Origin of the sequence: Kluyvera sp. STS39-E (assembly GCF_040932435.1) — a bacterium.
Classification (GTDB): domain Bacteria; phylum Pseudomonadota; class Gammaproteobacteria; order Enterobacterales; family Enterobacteriaceae; genus Kluyvera.
On the sequence record NZ_JBFQGA010000001.1, the window covers coordinates 609,899 to 623,785 of the forward strand.

Below are 13,887 nucleotides of genomic sequence, written 5' to 3' on the forward strand. Positions count from 1 at the left end.
GTGTTATCCTTAAACCAAGCCGGCTTGGCGGAATGCTTCAAACAACCGTTTTGGCGTGAGCGGCAGCGTATTAATGGCCACGCCTGTCGCCATACGTACGGCGTTGCGGATGGCGGCAGCGACGGGAATAATCGGCGGTTCACCCAGCGATTTATGCCCATAAGCGGATTGCGGATCCAGCGTTTCAACAAACGCGCTTTCTAAGTTCGGGATGTCAGGCATCGTCGGCATTTTGTAATCCAGCAGGTTCGGGTTCCGGACGATGCCGCTTTCAGCATCAATAATCATCTCTTCAAATAGCGCCCAGCCAATGCCCATTCCCATTCCGCCATGCACTTGTCCTTCAGCCAGCAATGGGTTGAGAATGCGCCCTGAGTCATGCACGTTAAGGATGCGGTTGATGGTGACTTTGCAGAGGTCGATATCGACGCTGAGATCGACAAACGTGCAGCCATAAGCCGGCGGATTTGTGGTGGTTTTAACCGAGCTCTCCGCTGAAAGTTGGCCGCCGCGCTCAGGATGGTAAAAGGTATCCATTGCCAGGTCAGCGAGCGTCAAAAGCGGTTTCTGTGGCGCGTGGATAAGAATGATGTTGCCGTTACTTATGGTTAGATTTAGGGCCGGCTGGTGGAGCATGATGGCTGCATAGTCGAGAATTTTTTCTTTCAGCATTAGGGCGGCTTTGCGCAGCGCTGGAGCGGCCACATAGCTTTGACGCGAAGCAAATGCGCCTGGGTCAAACGGCGTCACGTCGGTATCTTGTGTGGAAATCACGTGCACATTGCCCACGGCAACGCCGACGGTTTCCGCGACCATCTGGGCAAACACGGTATCGGCACCTTGGCCGAGTTCTGTGGCACCGCTCTGCACGTTAATGCTGCCATCCTGATTCATCACCAGACGGGCGCCAGAAATTTCCACGCCAACGGGCCAAGTATTGGAGGTGTAGCTAAAACAGGCGACGCCGACCCCACGCCGAATTCGGCCTTGCTGATTCAGGCTCTCTTCGCGATGTCTGTCCCATTCAAATAACTCGCGTCCTTTTCGTAGACACTCGGGCAACCCAGCGCTGTAGATGGTTTTCCCAGTAAATGGGTTGGTATCGCCTTCACAGGCGGCATTACGCAGACGAACATCCAACGGATCGAGCCCCAATGCTGCGGCGGCATCGTCCAGCATTGCTTCAAGCGCAAAGATAACCTGCGGTGCGCCATACCCGCGCATGGCACCCGCAGAGGGGAGGTTGGTATAGCAGGTCGTGGCCTGGTAGGCGTAAGCGCAGCGTGGGTAAAGATAGGCTACTTTATTGCCGCCGGCGGAGGCAATGGAGTGACCGTGAGAGGCATAGGCCCCGGTATTGGAAAGCACATCCAAGCTGTAGCCCGTTAAGGTCCCATCACGGTTTAGCCCTAGCTGGCCGTCTAGCGTAAAGGCGTGTCGGGTGCGGGAGGCCAGAAAACACTCTTCGCGGCTTAGCGATACTTTGATAGGAATGCCGCCAAGTTTGGTCGTCAGGAATGCAGCCATCGGTTCTTCAAGCACGTCTTGTTTATTACCAAAGCCGCCGCCGACATAGGGCTTAATAATACGGACATGCGACCATGGAATGTTGAGCGACTGCGCCACCACGCGGCGGACGATATGCGGAATCTGCGTGCTTGATACGATGGTGATGCGGGCATTTTCCTCCATCCAAGCGAAGCAGGTGACGCCTTCCATATGGCAGTGCTGAATGACCGGCGTTTGATAACGTTCGCGTATTTGATAGTCGGCTTGGTCGATAGCTTCCTGCACATTGCCAGTGGACATTTTGCTTTGCTTTAGCAGATTGCCAGCGGGATGGATTTTGACGGCATCGGGCGCCAGGGCCGCTTCCGGTGAGGTGATAACCGGCAGCGGTTGCCAGCTAACGTTGACGAGGTTTGCGGCTTTTTCCGCGGTCAATTCATCTCTTGCCACCACGATGGCCACGGCATCGCCGTGGTGACGTACGTGGCGGGTAAGCAGTTGGCGATCGGCGGTGTCACGTTTACCTTCATCCAGTGTCCACGCATGCCCCGCAGTAGCAAAAGCAATATCGGGAACATCTTCCCAAGTAAAAACGGCCAGTACTCCGGGTAGGCCACGTGCCTCATCGCAATCAATACTGTCGGCATAGCCGTGGGCGATAGGGCTGCGAACATACTTTGCGTAACACATCCCTGCCATAATATAGTCATCGGTATATCGAGCCCGTCCGGTGACCTTTGCGATGGCATCGACACGCATACACCTGTCGCCAACGACGGTCATTTCTCGTGCTTCCATTTCACTCCCCTTAAGATAAGTATCTCCTGGTCAATATGATGACTAGGCAATAATTACGCCATTACGGTGAGTGGGATATTTAGCGATGAATAATTGTGAGCTTTATTTCAATTGTTGTTGGGGAGCGATGGCAATGTGTTAATGAATATTTCATTAGGCATATCAGATTGATAAGTTATTAGCTCATTATGATAATGGTAATTTTAAATCATCCGACGGGTGATTGATTTTTATTATTATTAGGGGGCGGGCTGAATGGTCGCTGGCACTATTGCTAACCGGGCTACTCGGGGCAGCCCGGCTGCGAGCGTTGATGTAATTACACCATCGCCTTCAAACGATAAATCCACTCTAGCGCCTGACGCGGCGTCAGTGCATCAGGGTCCAGTTCCTCCAGCGCTTCGACCGCCGGAGAAACTTCTTCCGGTGCAGACAACAGCGACATCTGAGTGCCGTCGACCTGCGTGGCTGCTGCATTTGGCGTGATGCTCTCCAGCTCGCGCAGCTTCTGGCGCGCGCGCTTAATCACCTCTTTTGGCACCCCGGCTAAAGCCGCAACCGCCAGCCCGTAGCTCTTGCTGGCCGCGCCGTCCTGCACGCTGTGCATAAAGGCGATGGTTTCGCCGTGCTCCAGCGCATCCAGATGCACGTTGGCGACGCCTTCCATTTTCTCCGGCAACTGGGTTAGCTCGAAGTAGTGGGTAGCAAACAGAGTTAATGCCTTGATCTTGTTAGCCAGATTTTCCGCACAGGCCCACGCCAGTGACAGACCATCGTAGGTTGATGTACCGCGACCAATCTCATCCATTAACACCAAGCTGTGTTCGGTGGCGTTATGCAGGATATTGGCGGTTTCGGTCATCTCAACCATAAAGGTCGAGCGGCCAGATGCCAGATCGTCCGCCGCGCCGACGCGGGTAAATATACGGTCGATAGGGCCAATTTCCACGCTCTGTGCTGGCACGTAGCTACCGATATAGGACAGCAGCGCAATCAGCGCAGTTTGTCGCATATAGGTACTTTTACCGCCCATATTCGGACCGGTAATGATGAGCATGCGACGCTGCGGCGCGAGCGTTAGCGGGTTGGCAATAAACGGCTCGTTCAGCACCTGTTCCACCACCGGATGGCGGCCTTCGATAATGCGGATCCCCGGCTTATCGCTGAAGGTTGGACAGGTGTAGTTGAGGGCATACGCCCGTTCTGCGAGGTTAACTAACACGTCCAGTTCGGCCAGCGCGCTTGCGCTGTTTTGCAAAGAGGCTAGATGCGGTAGCAGCAGATCAAACAGTTGATCATACAGCTGTTTTTCCAGCGCCAGTGCTTTGCCTTTGGAGGTCAGAACTTTGTCTTCGTACTCTTTAAGTTCTGGAATGATGTAGCGCTCAGCGTTTTTCAACGTCTGGCGGCGCACGTAGTTGATTGGCGCTAGGTGGCTCTGCCCACGACTTATCTGGATGTAGTAACCATGAACCGCGTTGAAGCCCACTTTTAAGGTATCAAGTCCGGTACGCTCGCGCTCACGAATTTCCAGACGGTCGAGATAGTCGGTTGCGCCATCGGCCAACGCGCGCCATTCGTCGAGCTCTTCATGATAGCCGGGAGCGATGACGCCGCCGTCACGAACCAGCACCGGAGGTGCATCGATGATTGCGCGTTCTAGCAGCTCGCGCAGTTCGGCAAATTCACCCATTTTTTCCCGCAGAACCTGCACCGGAGCGCTATTAACGTTCTCCAACTGGGCGCGCAGTTCCGGCAGTTGCTGGAAGGCATGACGCATACGCGCTAAATCGCGAGGACGCGCGGTGCGCAGTGCCAGACGAGCCAAGATTCGTTCGAGATCGCCTACTTGGCGCAAAATCGGCTGCAGATCCGCCGTCGCATCCTGTAATGCGCCAATGGTCTGCTGGCGTTCGGTCAGCACTTTGGTATCGCGCACAGGCATATGCAGCCAGCGTTTAAGCATGCGGCTACCCATTGGGGTCACGGTACAGTCGAGCACCGACGCAAGCGTATTTTCCAGCCCACCGGCCAGATTCTGAGTGATTTCCAGATTTCGGCGCGTAGCAGCATCCATAATGATGCTGTCCTGCTGGCGATCCATGGTGATGGAACGAATGTGCGGCAGAGAAGTACGCTGAGTATCTTTCACGTATTGCAGCAGGCAACCGGCCGCACACAGGCCACGCGGTGCGCCTTCAACGCCGAAGCCAATGAGGTCGCGGGTGCCAAACTGCATGTTCATCTGCTGGCGTGCGGTGTCGATCTCAAATTCCCACAGCGGACGACGGCGTAGGCCGCGACGCCCTTCAATCAGCGAGGTCTCGGCAAAATCCTCGGCATACAGCAGCTCGGCTGGGTTGGTGCGCTGTAATTCGGCGGCCATGGTTTCCCGGTCCGCCGGTTCGCTCAGGCGAAAGCGACCGGAGCTGATATCCAGCGTTGCGTAGCCGTAACCTTTGCTGTCCTGCCAGATAGCCGCCAGTAGGTTATCCTGACGCTCCTGCAGCAGCGCTTCATCGCTGATGGTGCCTGGGGTCACAATGCGCACGACTTTACGTTCGACCGGCCCTTTGCTGGTCGCCGGATCACCGATTTGTTCGCAAATGGCAACGGACTCGCCCTGATTTACCAGCTTGGCAAGATAGTTTTCGACCGCGTGATACGGGATTCCGGCCATCGGGATAGGTTCACCGGCAGAGGCGCCGCGTTTGGTCAGGGAGATGTCCAGCAGCTGCGATGCACGTTTCGCATCGTCATAAAATAGCTCGTAAAAGTCACCCATCCGGTAGAACAGCAGAATTTCAGGATGCTGCGCTTTCAGCTTTAGGTACTGCTGCATCATCGGCGTGTGGGCGTCGAGACTGTCGATTGTACTCATCCGTTTATGATGTCCATTTACTGAGAAATCTTGAAGGTTCGCTTGCAGACTCAATTGATGCTGCGGTAAAGGATCCTGTCCATTCCGCTTTTCATGAGTACGTAGGCTGCATGATAACGGACTCTGAATGTCAGGAAAACACAAGAGGCGGCATCTTGACGAAAAGCCGTCCGTTCATCCTTTATTATTTACGTATGATAAATTGATCTAACCGATCTTTTATTTAGGTTGTCGTTATCACGCACGATAATCCCTCTATAATCCCTGACTTTCCGCACGACCCACCTTCTGAGTTCAGAGGCACATTTTTATGACCTGGCAACAATTCAAACAAACTTTCCTGATCAAATTTTGGTCACCCGTACCGGCGGTAATCGCCGCGGGGGTGCTCGCAACCTATTACTTTGGCATTACTGGCACATTCTGGGCCGTCACCGGTGAGTTTACCCGCTGGGGTGGACAACTGCTGCAACTGGCGGGCGTGCCCGCTGAAACGTGGGGCTACTACAAACTGATTGGCCTTGAGGGAACGCCGCTGTCGCGAATCGACGGCATGATGATTATCGGCATGTTTGGCGGCTGTTTTGCCGCAGCCCTATGGGCAAACAACGTGAAGCTGCGGTTGCCAAAAAGCCGCATTCGCATTTTCCAAGCCATCATTGGTGGGATGATTGCCGGTTTTGGCGCGCGTCTGGCGATGGGCTGTAACTTGGCGGCATTTTTTACTGGGATCCCACAGTTCTCGCTACACGCGTGGTTTTTTGCGCTGGCGACCGCTATCGGCTCTTGGTTCGGCGCGCGCTTTACGCTACTGCCGATGTTCCGTATCCCGGTAAAAATGGTCAAAGTCTCTGCGGCCTCTCCGCTGACTCAACGCCCCGATCAGGCGCGACGTCGCTTCCGTTTGGGGATGCTGATTTTCGTCGGCATGATCGGCTGGGCGCTATTTACGGCAGTAGGTAACCCGAAACTGGGCCTGGCAATGCTGTTTGGTGTGGGCTTTGGCCTGCTTATCGAACGTGCACAAATCTGCTTTACGTCGGCGTTTCGCGATCTGTGGATCACCGGACGCACGCAAATGGCTAAAGCGATTATTTTCGGCATGGCGGTTAGCGCCATCGGCATCTTCAGCTACGTGCAGCTAGGTGTGGCACCGAAAATTATGTGGGCTGGTCCTAATGCGGTTATCGGTGGATTGCTGTTTGGTTTTGGCATTGTACTGGCCGGCGGGTGTGAAACCGGCTGGATGTATCGCGCGGTAGAAGGGCAGGTGCACTACTGGTGGGTGGGGTTAGGCAACGTCGTCGGCTCAACCATTCTGGCCTACTACTGGGATGACATTTCCCCTTCGCTTGCAACCAGCTGGGACAAAGTCAACCTGCTGACCACCTTTGGTCCGCTTGGCGGCCTGTTGGTCACCTACGGTCTGTTGCTCATTGCGCTGCTGCTGATTATCGGCTGGGAAAAACGCTTCTTCCGCCGCGCAGCCACCGCGAACGTTACCGCCAAGGAGAGTGTATGAACACGATAGTGCCTGATTACCGTCTGGATATGGTGGGAGAGCCTTGTCCGTACCCTGCAGTGGCGACCCTTGAGGCGATGCCGCAGCTGAAAAAAGGCGAGATACTCGAAGTGGTCAGCGACTGCCCGCAGTCGATTAACAATATTCCACTGGATGCCAAAAACCACGGTTATACGGTGCTGGATATTCAGCAGGATGGACCGACCATCCGCTATCTGATTCAGAAATAATAAACCGCTCTCGCCGAGGCGAGAGCGTGTTTTTAGCCAAATCGCGGCAGCAGATTCAACGTGCTGCCGAACCAGCAAAGAATCACCATCACCCCAAACAGAATCACTACCGTAGGAATGGCTTTGCCGCCCCAGACGGTGAAGTTCTTTTCCGGGAAACGTTCGCGTGATTTTAACGCTAAGAAAGCCGGAACGATTACCGCCCAGATGGTTGCGCACAGCCCTGCGCCACCGATGGCGTAGATAAAGCCGTTCGGGAAGATGAGGTACAAAATCGCAGGCGGGACGAAGGTTAATAGCAGCGTCTTGAATCTGCCCCACGGTGTATTCTTCATTTTGAACAGATCGGCGAGATAATCGAATAATCCCAGCGTGACGCCAAAAAATGAACTGGCTACTGCTAGGTTAGAAAAAATCAGCAGAAAGAACTCGATTGCGCCGTGTTGATTGGTACCGAGGAATGACTTAACCAGAGAATCAACGTTGCCACCTGAGGCAATAATTTCCTTAAAGTTGCTACGATGAATATTTCCCATTGTGCAATAAAGCCAGAACAGGTAAATAACCAGCGCCAGAATCGAACCAAAGACAATGCTTTTAATGAGTTTATCTTTCCTCTTTCCGTAGCAAATGATTAGGCTGGGTATATTGCCATGGAAACCAAACGATGCCAGACAGACAGGGACGGCCATCAGAATATACGGGAAATAGCGACCATTGCTTTCCGGTGCCGCGATATCGCGCAGAATTGTGTAGTCGACTTGGAAGAAGAAAGAACCGAAGACAACGATAAAAGCAATGATCTTAATCCCGAGAAAAAAAGAGGTGATACGGCTGGCGGCAAGCGAACTGACCCACAACACGCTGGCGACAAAAATGGCGCTGCCAATGCCGACAATACGCGGGTTCACGTGCGTACCGGCGTTGATGGCTATCGTCTCACTAATGATAGCGCCATTGGCAGAGATATAAGCATAGGTGAGAATGTACAACACAAAGGCAACGGTAATACCGCTGACCACGTTCCATTTATTTCCGATTAAATCTTTGGTAATGGTATTAAAACTAGAGCCGACCGGATAGTTAAGATTGGCTTCTAATAATAGCAGGCCAGAGTGGAGCATCGAAAACCAAGATATGATTAGAATAAATGCGCCCCAAAAAAACCAGGCTCCGGCAAGATCAACCGGTAATGCAAACATGCCGCCGCCAATTACCGTGCCGGCAATAACCATAATTCCCCAAAAAGAGGAGTGCTTTGTATTTGAATCTTCGTCCATGGCCTTCCCTTAATAATAATGATTAAGTTGATGTTGTATCAGGAATGAAATGATGCCAGGTGCCAGAATGCTAAATGGCTATATCAGTGATATAGCCATTGGAGTTACTAATAATTAAACTTCTTTTAGTTTTGCCGTGAAGTGGCGCAATACTTTTGGCTCGTAAGTGAAGGTTAGGCCTTTAATGTTGGCGGCATTTTCTTTCACATGTCCAAATGCTTCGATAATAAAGTCCATATGTGTTTGCGTGTAGGTTGCGCGCGGAATAGTTAACCGCAGTAGCTCCGCCGGGCACGGAAGCTGTTTGCCGGTTTTCGGATCACGCCCCAGCAGGAATGAACCAATTTCTACGGCGCGGATCCCTGCGACTTTATACAACTCACAGGCCAACGCCTGCGCCGGGAACTGCTCGGCTGGAATATGCGGCAACAGCTTACCCGCATCGACGAACGCGGCGTGTCCACCCGCCTGCTGACAGGTCACGCCGATGGCCTCCAGACCATCAACCAGATACTGAATTTGCGTTATGCGGTATGACAACCAGTCCTGACCCATCCCATCGTACAGGCCCACGGCCAAGCGCTCCATCGCGCCGCCTTCTAAACCGCCGTAGGTTGGGAAGCCTTCCTGAACCACGCAAATGGTGCGGCACTCGGTATACACATCCAAGAACCCATCATCCTTAATGCACAGCAGGCCGCCCATCGGCACCATCGCATCTTTCTTCGCCGACATAGCCAGCATGTCGGCGTATTTGTACGTTTCACGCGTGATTTGCTCAATTGTCCAGTCCTGATAACCCGGCTCTCTTTGCTGGATGAAATAGGCGTTCTCAGCAAAACGGGCAGAGTCCATGACCACTGGGATATCGTATTTTTTCGCAATGTTATACATCGCTTTCAGGTTAGCGAGTGAAACCGGTTGGCCACCCGCTGAGTTACAGGTAATTGTCGCGACAATATAAGGGACATTATTTGGCCCGACTTCTTCAATACCATTCTCTAGTCCTTGCAGGTCGAAATCGCCTTTAAAATCATTACGCGCTGAAGTATCAAAGGCTTCTTTGATATAAACGTTTCGGACGGTGCAGCCATTGATTTGACTATGTCCCTGGGTGGTATCAAAGAAATAGTTAGAGAACGCCACCATTTTGCTACGATCGAGCCCTTTTTCTTGCTCACGTTTTTTAATTAATACTGGGATGTATATTTGTTCAGCACCGCGTCCTTGGTGGGTTGGAATCGTATATTGGTAGCCGAAAATATCTTTAACTGCATTACATAACGCGTAATAGCTGCGGCTTCCGCTATAGGCTTCATCACCGCGTAACATCGCAGCCTGCATATTTTGCGTAACGGCACCGGTGCCACTATCGGTGAGCAGGTCAATAAAAACATCTTCACTATCAAGCAAGAAGGGATTCATTCCTGCCTCAATAATGGCGTTATCGCGATGTTCGCGAGTGGTACGTTTAACTGGTTCAATAACACGAATACGAAAAGGCTCAGGTAAATGTTTAAAGTTGTTCATGGCGTAATCCTTAATCTTTTTTAGACGCACTCGTCCCGCAGATATTCATGGGTAATGAATAGCAGCAATTTTTTGCAATACGAATGCCTATCCTGATTCCAGATATACAACAACAAAATTCTTACGGGTATTAAGGGCGTAAGAAAGTCGAACGCTGTAGCGAACTCGGAATCATGAAAGTCGTGTGAGATATCACAAGCAGAAAGTTACTCTGCCCTGCGTGATATTAATGCGGAGGCGTTTGGGGAGTTAAGGACGATGATTGACAATAACATTGTCAATATTAAACCATTTTGAAATTCTATACGATTTATTGAGGTTGTTCATAATGTACGTTCTCCATTAGACACAGCCTACATTATTAGAATTATTTTTTTTGTCTATTGGCTATGTATTCAATTGTGAAATTGGTCACGATTGATTATTACTACGAACTATAGACGGCTGTTTAGCCTGCACTTAATAAAATAAGCATAATGACTGGGGGTTATTGAATGAGCGCGGCTAAGCGCCCGGGGGGGTTAAGGTGCAAGGTAGACCTGCGGCACCGCCGCTTCAGGGTGTTGGCTCATGCTGATATCAGCACCGTACCAGCGGTGGATCACCGGCTGCTGAATAACCTCCTGCGGCGTTCCTTCAGCAACTAATTTCCCTTGATGCAGCAACAAGATTGTATCGGCCCACAGCGCCGCAAGGTTGAGATCGTGAAGCACGATACACACATGCAATTCGCCACGACGGCTGAGTTTTTTTAGCAAACGCAGCAGGTGTTGTTGGTAGTACAAATCCAGCGCTGAGGTCGGTTCATCAAGAAATAACCAACCCTGAGGCCCTTCATCATGCCACAGTTGCGCTAGGCTGCGCGCTAGCTGCACGCGCTGCTGTTCACCGCCGGAAAGCGCCGGATAAAGTCGCCCCGCCAAATGACTGCAGCCGGTTTCTGCCATCACCCTTTGGATAAGCGCCATATCCACCTCGCTTCCCCATGGCGCGCGCCCCATGGCGATAACCGTTTCAACCGGCCAGTTAGCGTTAAGCTGAGTACGTTGCAACATCACCGCGCGGCGGCGGGAGAGGGCGTTGGCTGACCATTGGCTAAGCTCGCGGCCTTCAATTTGTCGCTCGCCGTTGTCGGGAGATAAAAAGCCAGTCAGTAGGCGCAGCAATGTTGATTTTCCCGCGCCGTTGGGGCCAATCAAGGCGGTCACTTCACCACGGCGTAACTGTACGGAAACGTCGTCAATCACCCGACGTTTACCCAACCGTAATGACAGTGAATGCGCGCTGTAATGCTTATCCATGAGTCGACCTCTGCTGGCGGAAGATGAGCCACAGGAACCATGGCGCGCCAAGCACACTGGTTAACAATCCCACCGGCATCTCTGCGGGAGCGGCAACCGTACGGGCGAGCGTGTCGGCGATGAGCAATAAAATCGCCCCGGCGAGCAGTGAACCGGGCACCAATCCTCGGTGATCCGGCCCCAACCACATGCGCATCAGATGCGGAACCACGAGGCCAATAAAGCCAATGACGCCGCTAATTGCCACCGCGGCTGCGACCAGCACCGCGCTGCACAACAGCAAGATCCGCTGCATCAGGCGCACGTTCACACCAAGATAATGGGCTTCTTCGTCACCGAGTTGCAGCAGGTTGAGGCGGGCGGCAAGCCACCACACCACCAACGAAGAGGGGATAATCAGCGTGGCGGCAACGATGAGCGTTGACCACTCGGCCTGACCCAAGCTGCCCATGCCCCAAAGCGACAGCTGCCGTAACTGCGCGTCGTTGCTTATCCACGACAACATGCCCACCAGCGCGCCGCACAGGGCGTTAATCGCAATACCGACCAACAGCAGGCGGGAGAGCGAACTGTCGCCGGATTTGCTGAGCACAAAAATGACTGCCATCACCGCGAGGCTGCCGATAAACGCCGCTAGCATCGGGGCGTACAGCGCCACAATGACGGGCACAGATAGGGGCAGCACTAACCAGAAAGCGACGGCGAGGGCGGCGCCGCTGCTGATCCCCAACAATCCGGGGTCGGCGAGCGGGTTACGAAACAGCCCCTGCATCACACAGCCTGAGAGCGCCAGCGCGCTGCCAACCAGCAGCGCCAGCAGGACGCGCGGCAGGCGGATGGTGAGCCAGATATGGCGCAATACTTCATCGCCAGAGCTCAGCAGATTGGCAAGCGGCAGTCGCATTGCGCCAAGCGTGGTGGCAAATAGCGTCAGGCCGAGCAGTAAAATCGCCATCAGCCACAGTTGGCGGGAGACGGTACCGAACATTAGGGCAGTTGCTCCGCTTTTTGCCGTAGCTGCAGCAGCGCCTGTGGCGTGCGCGGACCAAAACCGAGCAACGCCATGTCGTCCACCACCAGAACCTGTTTGTGACGGCCAGCAGGTGTCTGCGCCAGACCCGGCAACTTCCACAGTGAAGCCTCGCCCCCCATGCCTTGCAGGCCATCGGCCGAGATCACCACCAGATCCGGCAGGCTGGCAATCACGCCCTCTTGCGACATGGTCCGATAGTGGTCAAAGCCCTGCATGGCGTTTTGCAGCCCGGCAAGTTTAATCGCGCCGTCGGCCGCCGTTTGCTGGCCGGCCACCAGCGCGCCGGAGCCGCCGTGACTGAGGATAAACAGCACGCGCTTATTCAGCGGCTGGGTAGGTATTTTGGCAAGTTCCGTATGCAGCGTTTGACGAAGGGTTTCGCCCTGCGTCTCTTTGCCCAGCGCTTTGGCGATAACGCTGACTTTGTCATCCATGGCAGCGGCATTGTAGCCGCCCGGCACGTTCACCACCTTCACCTTGCTGCCTTCAACCTTCTGTAGGACTAAAGACGGCTGTGCCTGGCTGCTGGCAAGCACCAGCGTTGGGCGCAGGGAAAGAATACCTTCAGTATTGAGCTGGCGCAGATAACCGACGTCCGGCAGAGTGGCCGCCTCCGGCGGCCACTGGCTGGTGCTGTCGCGTGCGACAAGCGCCGGCTTTGCCCCAAGTGCGTAGACAATCTCGGTGACGTCGCCACCCAGTGTGATGATTCTCTCCTGTGCGGTAGCAAACGCCATCAGAGGAAGCGCGGCAATCAGGGCAAGCAGGCGTCTCATGCAGGCTGTCCTTCTGAGGTCAGGGCATCAACCTGTGCACGCCACTGGGTTTGTTCCGGCTGTCCTTCGGTACGTTGGCCAAACAGCTGCGCAATCTGGGTGCCGTCTTTTGCGAACAGCTCCAGGCTCGTCACATGACCGTCTACCGTTGGTTTGCGGGTCACCCACGTTTCCGCGATATGTTCTTCCATTAGGTGAAGCGTGAACTGAGGGTTGAAGATATTCAGCCAGCCTTTCATTGGCACCACTTTTTCAATGTTGCCGGTAAAGATCTGCACGCAGCCGGTGTTGCCAACGAAGACCATAATCTCGTTGCCTTCCTGATGTGCTGCATTCAGCACCTGAGCCAGCGCATCGTTGGAGACCTTGCAAGCCAGATCGTCGCCTACCAGCTCGAAGGTCTGCTGGCGGGTGAGGTTATGGCGTTTCATCAGCATAAAGAACTGATGAACGTCGGTCATAGCACGCCACTCTTTATCAATGGTTTGGGCATCGGCCTGAGCGGTGCTGGTCGTTGTTTCTTTCGCTTTCAGTTCCAGCGGTGCGTTTTCTTCGCTAATGAAGCGCTGCAAAACGTCGGCCCACGCGTTCATATCGGTATTGTCGGTGGCATAGACTTTCAGCAGGGCATCGCCATGATGGTCGAAGAACTGAATGCTTTGACGCTCGCCGCGTGCGGTGGCTTCTTTCACATAGAAGACGCTGGCCCACTGATGCAGGAACAGACGTAAATCGAGCGCGCGCGGGTTCAGCACCAGTCCAGCGTGACCGCTAAGCTGCTGATTGGTAAAGGCGCCAACCTGCTCATGCACCGCATATTCGTTACGACAGATGCACTTGGTTTCACCTACGCTTTCCAGCGCGGACAAAATGTCGCGGACCTCGCCCTGCAGACGTTTGGCATCGTGGCCTACGCGTGCGGAGGTCAGCTGTGCTTCGCTGATGTTCATCATGCCTGCGATGTCACGCGCGTACTTTCCTGGATTTTGTTCTTTTAACTCAAGCCAGCGGGTGTAGTGGTTCATTG

Annotated in this window: 11 protein-coding genes; 2 read left to right on the top strand and 9 right to left on the bottom strand. The window is 53.6% G+C overall.

The features are described 5' to 3' along the window. Window positions 1–9: 9 nt before the first annotated feature. Both xdhA and mutS read right to left on the bottom strand, forming a co-directional pair. The gene (gene xdhA / locus AB4K05_RS02945) at window positions 10–2,307 is read right to left on the bottom strand and encodes a xanthine dehydrogenase molybdenum-binding subunit XdhA (protein ID WP_368478517.1); all 2,298 of its coding nucleotides are present in this window, start codon (window positions 2,305–2,307) and stop codon (window positions 10–12) included. A 319-nt stretch (window positions 2,308–2,626) separates the two neighbouring features. Then, the gene (gene mutS, locus AB4K05_RS02950) at window positions 2,627–5,188 is read right to left on the bottom strand and encodes a DNA mismatch repair protein MutS (protein ID WP_368478518.1); all 2,562 of its coding nucleotides are present in this window, start codon (window positions 5,186–5,188) and stop codon (window positions 2,627–2,629) included. Between the two features lie 310 nt (window positions 5,189–5,498). Here mutS and yedE point away from each other — a divergent pair, with 310 nt between their 5' ends. Beyond that, a complete protein-coding gene (gene yedE / locus AB4K05_RS02955; RefSeq protein WP_368478519.1) occupies window positions 5,499–6,710 on the top strand; it encodes a selenium metabolism membrane protein YedE/FdhT in 1,212 nt (403 codons plus the stop codon). Next, window positions 6,707–6,940, top strand: a complete 234-nt coding sequence (yedF, locus tag AB4K05_RS02960) for a sulfurtransferase-like selenium metabolism protein YedF (protein ID WP_052282163.1) — start codon at window positions 6,707–6,709, stop codon at window positions 6,938–6,940. Before yedE ends, yedF begins: the two co-directional genes overlap by 4 nt. A gap of 32 nt (window positions 6,941–6,972) precedes the next feature. Here the strand turns inward: yedF and tnaB are convergent, their stop codons facing one another. From tnaB to AB4K05_RS02995, 7 genes are all read right to left on the bottom strand, one after another. After that, window positions 6,973–8,220 carry a low affinity tryptophan permease TnaB gene (gene tnaB / locus AB4K05_RS02965; protein ID WP_368478520.1) on the bottom strand — a complete coding sequence of 416 codons (1,248 nt, stop codon included), beginning with the start codon at window positions 8,218–8,220 and terminating at the stop codon, window positions 6,973–6,975. 114 nt (window positions 8,221–8,334) lie between these two features. Beyond that, window positions 8,335–9,750, bottom strand: a complete 1,416-nt coding sequence (gene tnaA / locus AB4K05_RS02970) for a tryptophanase (RefSeq protein ID WP_368478521.1) — start codon at window positions 9,748–9,750, stop codon at window positions 8,335–8,337. A 249-nt stretch (window positions 9,751–9,999) separates the two neighbouring features. Further along, window positions 10,000–10,077, bottom strand: a complete 78-nt coding sequence (gene tnaC / locus AB4K05_RS02975) for a tryptophanase leader peptide (RefSeq protein ID WP_368478640.1) — start codon at window positions 10,075–10,077, stop codon at window positions 10,000–10,002. A 194-nt stretch (window positions 10,078–10,271) separates the two neighbouring features. Next, window positions 10,272–11,051 carry a heme ABC transporter ATP-binding protein gene (locus tag AB4K05_RS02980; protein ID WP_368478522.1) on the bottom strand — a complete coding sequence of 260 codons (780 nt, stop codon included), beginning with the start codon at window positions 11,049–11,051 and terminating at the stop codon, window positions 10,272–10,274. After that, window positions 11,044–12,039 carry a FecCD family ABC transporter permease gene (locus AB4K05_RS02985; RefSeq protein WP_368478523.1) on the bottom strand — a complete coding sequence of 332 codons (996 nt, stop codon included), beginning with the start codon at window positions 12,037–12,039 and terminating at the stop codon, window positions 11,044–11,046. The genes AB4K05_RS02980 and AB4K05_RS02985 overlap by 8 nt, the downstream gene beginning before the upstream one ends. Next, window positions 12,039–12,860, bottom strand: coding sequence for a hemin ABC transporter substrate-binding protein (locus AB4K05_RS02990; protein WP_368478524.1), 822 nt, complete (start codon window positions 12,858–12,860; stop codon window positions 12,039–12,041). The genes AB4K05_RS02985 and AB4K05_RS02990 overlap by 1 nt, the downstream gene beginning before the upstream one ends. Next, on the bottom strand, window positions 12,857–13,885 hold the full coding sequence (locus AB4K05_RS02995) for a hemin-degrading factor (RefSeq protein WP_368478525.1): 1,029 nt from the start codon (window positions 13,883–13,885) through the stop codon (window positions 12,857–12,859). The genes AB4K05_RS02990 and AB4K05_RS02995 overlap by 4 nt, the downstream gene beginning before the upstream one ends. Between the last annotated feature and the right edge of the window lie 2 nt (window positions 13,886–13,887).

Coding starts and splice junctions, on each gene's coding strand:
- xdhA (WP_368478517.1), bottom strand. CDS start 2,307: ATGGAAGCACGAGAAATGACCGTCGTTGGCGACAGGTGTATGCGTGTC.
- mutS (WP_368478518.1), bottom strand. CDS start 5,188: ATGAGTACAATCGACAGTCTCGACGCCCACACGCCGATGATGCAGCAG.
- yedE (WP_368478519.1), top strand. CDS start 5,499: ATGACCTGGCAACAATTCAAACAAACTTTCCTGATCAAATTTTGGTCA.
- yedF (WP_052282163.1), top strand. CDS start 6,707: ATGAACACGATAGTGCCTGATTACCGTCTGGATATGGTGGGAGAGCCT.
- tnaB (WP_368478520.1), bottom strand. CDS start 8,220: ATGGACGAAGATTCAAATACAAAGCACTCCTCTTTTTGGGGAATTATG.
- tnaA (WP_368478521.1), bottom strand. CDS start 9,750: ATGAACAACTTTAAACATTTACCTGAGCCTTTTCGTATTCGTGTTATT.
- tnaC (WP_368478640.1), bottom strand. CDS start 10,077: ATGAACAACCTCAATAAATCGTATAGAATTTCAAAATGGTTTAATATT.
- AB4K05_RS02980 (WP_368478522.1), bottom strand. CDS start 11,051: ATGGATAAGCATTACAGCGCGCATTCACTGTCATTACGGTTGGGTAAA.
- AB4K05_RS02985 (WP_368478523.1), bottom strand. CDS start 12,039: ATGTTCGGTACCGTCTCCCGCCAACTGTGGCTGATGGCGATTTTACTG.
- AB4K05_RS02990 (WP_368478524.1), bottom strand. CDS start 12,860: ATGAGACGCCTGCTTGCCCTGATTGCCGCGCTTCCTCTGATGGCGTTT.
- AB4K05_RS02995 (WP_368478525.1), bottom strand. CDS start 13,885: ATGAACCACTACACCCGCTGGCTTGAGTTAAAAGAACAAAATCCAGGA.